Source organism: Streptomyces sp. NPDC057474, from assembly GCF_042802555.1.
In the GTDB taxonomy this organism is placed as follows: Bacteria; Actinomycetota; Actinomycetes; order Streptomycetales; family Streptomycetaceae; genus Streptomyces.
Genome location: NZ_JBHVDX010000397.1, coordinates 1 through 4,838, shown reverse-complemented (window position 1 = coordinate 4,838; position 4,838 = coordinate 1). Strand labels below are relative to the sequence as shown.

5 protein-coding genes are annotated in these 4,838 nt (G+C 70.6%); 1 reads left to right on the top strand and 4 read right to left on the bottom strand.

Annotated features, from left to right (window positions below; translation table 11 throughout):
* Positions 1-37: 37 nt before the first annotated feature.
* The 4 genes from ACFU53_RS46635 to afsQ1 form a co-directional block, all read right to left on the bottom strand.
* The gene (locus ACFU53_RS46635; RefSeq protein WP_384006344.1) at positions 38-592 is read right to left on the bottom strand and encodes a VanZ family protein; all 555 of its coding nucleotides are present in this window, start codon (positions 590-592) and stop codon (positions 38-40) included.
* Between the two features lie 173 nt (positions 593-765).
* Complete coding sequence (locus ACFU53_RS46630) at positions 766-1,410, bottom strand: hypothetical protein (RefSeq protein ID WP_384006342.1); 645 nt, start codon at positions 1,408-1,410, stop codon at positions 766-768.
* 44 nt (positions 1,411-1,454) lie between these two features.
* Positions 1,455-2,996 (bottom strand): ATP-binding protein, encoded by a 1,542-nt coding sequence (locus tag ACFU53_RS46625; protein ID WP_384006340.1) that lies wholly within the window; start codon positions 2,994-2,996, stop codon positions 1,455-1,457.
* A 47-nt stretch (positions 2,997-3,043) separates the two neighbouring features.
* Positions 3,044-3,721 (bottom strand): two-component system response regulator AfsQ1, encoded by a 678-nt coding sequence (afsQ1, locus tag ACFU53_RS46620; RefSeq protein ID WP_013001223.1) that lies wholly within the window; start codon positions 3,719-3,721, stop codon positions 3,044-3,046.
* Positions 3,722-4,030: 309 nt separating this feature from the next.
* Between afsQ1 and ACFU53_RS46615 the strand changes: the two genes are divergently transcribed.
* Positions 4,031-4,789: a SigE family RNA polymerase sigma factor gene (locus tag ACFU53_RS46615; protein WP_384006338.1), complete on the top strand. Its 759-nt coding sequence runs from the start codon at positions 4,031-4,033 to the stop codon at positions 4,787-4,789.
* Positions 4,790-4,838 lie beyond the last annotated feature (49 nt).

Sequence of the window (4,838 nt, the reverse complement as noted above, 5' to 3'; positions counted from 1 at the left end):
ATGCGCGGACTCAGCGCCGCGATGCTCTGCGTTCACTCTAAGGAGCCATCCCGACCCTGGGAATCGTCGGGGTCCGACCCTGAGACAACTCCTCCCGGCGCAGACGGGCCGCACGCACCCGGGTCTCGGCCCTCCGCCGCAGCGCCGACCTGACCACCGGCACCACCGCGAGGTGGGCGAGGCCAACGCCGACCGTGTTCAGCAGGATCGAGTCGATGTCGACGACCTGCCCGGGCACCCCGGTCTGCAACAGTTCGATGGTCAACGACAGCAGCGCCCCGGCCGCGGCCGACCGGGCCAGCGAGGCGAGCGGCGACACGGCCAGTCTGCCGTGCGCCATCGGCAGCAGTACGCCCAGCGGAGCGAGCAGCGCCAGCCCCTCACCGATCCGGCGGGCCGCCTCCGGCCACCCCAGGACCAGATCCGCTCTGATCCCGGCGAACGGCCGCAGATTCGCGGGACTCATCCAGGTGACGTCCAGTGGACGCAGCGTGATCCAGGCAACGACCGCGAGATGTGCGGCGAGGAGGACACCCCCCGCCGCACGGACACGGATCCCGGCGCTACCGCCGTTCGTACCTTGAGGCTGCACGCCCCCCAAGACGCGGCCCCCGGCACGATCGGTTCCGCTGTCTTTTTGTGGCTCGGTTCACCTCCGGGGCGCCAGAGCCTGTGTCGAGAGTGCGAGCGCGCGCGGGCGCGCCCCTTCGGCTCACTCGCCGGCCCTGTTGCAGTTGCCCAGGCAGTGGGCGTCGCTCGGGCGGCTCAGGACCCGTTGATCTCCGTCGACGGCGGGTTGCCCTCGCCCGGGTCCGACTGGATCTCCGGGGTGCACTCGTAGCGCCGCGGTGACTCGGCGCTCGTGCTGCCCAGGACCACCGAGCCGTTGTCGCCCGCGGCCGCGGAGTCGGCGAAGGTGCAGACGATCTGGGCGAGGGCGTACTCGGGGAGGGAGCCGGGGGCGGTGGACAGGCGGAGAGCGTCCTCGGGGTCGCCGGGGGTGGGGCCCGTCACCGTGAGGCCGGCCGGGACGGCGGTGCTGTAGCCGGCCTCGTCCTCGACGTCGCTGGGGTCGCCGGCCAGGGCGTCCAGCAGGCCCTGTGCGACGACGACGCGCCGCTGGGCCTCCTCGGTGCCCTCGGCGACCTCCACCGAGCGGTTGACCCGCACGAGCGCCCCGGAGCAGAGCAGGAACACCTCGACCGGCATACCGGACGGAGTCGCCTGCGTCGCGATGTCCGTCACCGACAGCTCGCACGGCACCATCGAGGGCGCCGGCCCGAAGTCCGTCGGCACCTGCGTGGCCCGGATGCCGCAGCCGGCGAGCAGCCCGGCCAGCGCCCCGGTCGCGGCCAGGACCCGTACACCTCGCGCGCGTGAGCCCCGTACGCGTACGTCTGGCACTCGCACGCCCTGTGTTCCCCCGTCTTCCCGTCCTCGCGCGCCTCGTATCGTCACTGACCGGCCCCCTCGATGCCCTGGGGGCCGTCGTCGCCCTGGTCGCCGTCCCGTTCCTCCGCGATCAGCGAGGCCGCGTCGCGGGGCAGACGGAGGGTGAAGACCGCGCCGCCCTTGGGGGAGTTGGCGGCGGTGATCTCACCGCCGTGGATGTGGGCGTTCTCCAGGGCGATGGACAGGCCCAGGCCGCTGCCCTCGGAGCGCGGGCGGGAGGCGCTCGCCTTGTAGAAGCGGTCGAAGACGTGCGGGAGGACGTCCTCGGGGATGCCGGGGCCGTGGTCCTGGACCTCGATCAGCAGGTCCTCGCCCTCTTCGCGCACCGAGACGCGCACCGGGGAGCCACCGTGCTTGAGCGCGTTGCCGATCAGGTTCGCCAGGATCACGTCCAGGCGCCGCGGGTCGAGGTTGGTGATGATGCCGCGCTCGGCGTCCAGGTCCACCGCGTCCAGCCAGGCGCGGGCGTCGATGCAGGCGGTGATCTGGTCGGCGATGTCCACGTCGTCGAGGACGAGGCGGGCCGTGCCCGCGTCGAAGCGGGTGACCTCCATCAGGTTCTCGACCAGGGTGTTGAGGCGCAGGGTCTCGCTGACGACGAGCCGTACGGCCGGTTCGATCATGGGGTCGAGGCTGCCCGTGTCGGCGTCCAGCTCCTCCTCCAGCACCTCCGTGACGGCGGTGATCGCCGTCAGCGGCGTACGGAGCTCGTGGGACATGTCGGCGACGAAGCGGCGGGACGCCTCCTCGCGGGCGCTCATGTCGTCGACCTTCTTCTCCAGCGACTCCGCCGCGAGATTGAACGTCCGGGAGAGGTCGGCCAGTTCGTCCGTGCCGGAGACACTCAGCCGGGTGTCGAGCTTGCCCTCGCCGAGACGCCGGGCGGCCACGCCGAGGCGCTGCACCGGCTTCAGTACGGTCGTCGCGGCGGCCTGCGCGAGCAGCGCCGAGCCGATCAGCGACAGACCCGTCGCGATCCCGAGCGACCAGGCCAGCGAGTTGAGGTCCTTCGCCTCCTCCGCGAGGGACTTGCGCATGTAGCCGGTCGGCCCGCCGCCGATCATCTTCGCGCCGCCCACGAGGTACGGGGTGTCGCCGTCGATGACCCGCTGCCAGTACACGTGGTACGCGTGCCGGTTGCCCGAGGTGAGCTTCTGCCGCTTGTTGACGGCCTTCTGCAGCGACGCGGGCACGTCCTCCAGCGAGAAGCCGTTCAGCGCGTTGTCGGTGGAGGACCCGGAGACGGCCTCGCCATCGGCGCCCTCGGCGACGAGCAGCACGCTGGAACGCTCACCGCCGTCCGCCATTTTCCGCGCCGCGATGCGCAGTTGGTCCTGCGTCGGGTTCGGGCGCAGCGTGCTCACATGGCTCTGCATTTCCCGCTCGAAGTCGTTGAGCGCCGCGTCCTGCGCGCGGGTCTGCACGGCCTCGCGGTTGAGCCAGTACGCGATACCGGACGCCGACACGGCGGCCGTGAGCGCCACCAGGCCGAAGACGACCACCAGCCGCAGCCGCAGACTGGTGAAACGGATCCGGGACTGCACTTTCCTGCGAGCCGCGGCCCAGCCGCGGATCCCCCCTCGAGCCTTCGTCACTGAGGCGTGTCCAACCGGTAGCCCACGCCGCGCACGGTACGGATCAGGGTCGGCGACGACGGTACGTCCTCGACCTTGGCGCGCAGCCGCTGCACACACGCGTCCACCAGGCGGGAGTCGCCCAGGTAGTCGTGCTCCCACACCAGACGCAGCAACTGCTGCCGGGACAGGGCCTGTCCGGGGCGGCGGCTCAGCTCCAGGAGCAGCCGCAGCTCGGTGGGCGTCAGCTGGAGGTCCTCGCCGTTCTTCGTCACGGTCATCGCCGCGCGGTCGATCACGAGGGAGCCGAAGGTCGCCGCGTCGTTGGCCTCGCGCTCACCACGCCGCAGTACCGCGCGGATCCGGGCGTCCAGCACCCGCCCCTGCACGGGCTTGACCACGTAGTCGTCCGCGCCCGACTCCAGGCCCACCACGACGTCGATGTCGTCGCTGCGTGCCGTCAGCAGGATGATCGGCAGCTGGTCGGTGCGCCGGATCCGCCGACACACCTCGAAGCCGTCGATTCCAGGCAGCATCACGTCCAAAACGATCAGATCCGGCCGCTGTTCGCGCAGCAGCTTGAGACCATCCTCGCCGGTGGCGGCGGTGGCGACACGGTGCCCCTGGCGCGTCAGTGAGAGCTCCAGGGCCGTGCGGATGGCGTCGTCGTCCTCGATCAGCAACAGGGAAGGCACGGGCTCATTCTGGCCCATGGCATGGCGCCGAATCGACCGTTGGAGCGCTCCCACCTGACACCCGCACACGATCGTGCCGTTCGCGTAGTCGTACGACTCTTCTCTGTGATCAACCTGTGCCCCGCCTGGGTCCGACCCCTGTGACAGGTCTGTGACAGTCGGCGGACACGGCCATGAAGGTGAACGGGCAATCTTTTCGTCACAGGCAAGGAAACGCCGCCCGACAGTACGAAGGGGCGGAGCCGGAGAAGCACGAACGAGCACCACGGCACAGCACCACAACCGGAACTCCACGACGGGGGGCGCGAGATGAACACGCTGCACAGCACCAGCACTAGCGCAGTTGTCACGCGGCTCCACGACGTCGTCCGGAACACGGAGAAGTCCGGTGCCGTGAGCGGGCGGGGGTGCGCTCGCGGCACCGGGCGTCAGCACACCACGTACATGTCGGTGGTTGACGCGCATGTGGGGGGAAGCAACACGGGGGTCACCCACGGGGGAACGGGGACCGCGTACGGGGAGGGCACGGGGGAACGCCGGTCTGTGTCGGAGGCGGAGTTCACCGCCTACGTCCAGGAGCGTCGTGCCTCCCTGTACGCAACCGCCTACCACCTGACCGGAGACCGCTTCGAGGCCGAGGACCTGCTGCAGAGCGCGCTGTTCTCGACCTACCGGGCCTGGGACCGGATCAGTGACAAGGCCGCGGTCGGGGGCTACCTCCGCCGCACCATGACGAATCTGCACATCAGCGCGTGGCGCCGCCGCAAGCTGAACGAGTACCCGACCGAGGAGCTGCCGGAGACCGCCGGCGACACGGACGCGATGCGTGGCACCGAGCTGCGCGCCGTCCTGTGGCAGGCGCTCGCCCGGCTCCCCGAACTCCAGCGGACGATGCTGGTCCTCCGTTACTACGAGGGCCGCACCGACCCGGAGATCGCGGAGATCCTCGACATCAGTGTCGGCACGGTGAAGTCCAGCATCTGGCGGTCGCTCCGCCGGCTGCGCGAGGACGAGGTCCTCAGCTTCGGCCGTGACGAGGAGGAGTCCTTCGGGGAGCTTGTCGCCTGAAGGTCTGTGGGGGGGAGCAGGTAACGGGGGAAAGCGGGGGGAGTACGGG

Bases quoted from the DNA above. Each gene is read 5' to 3' on its own strand.
- ACFU53_RS46615 (WP_384006338.1), top strand. From the start codon at position 4,031: ATGAACACGCTGCACAGCACCAGCACTAGCGCAGTTGTCACGCGGCTC.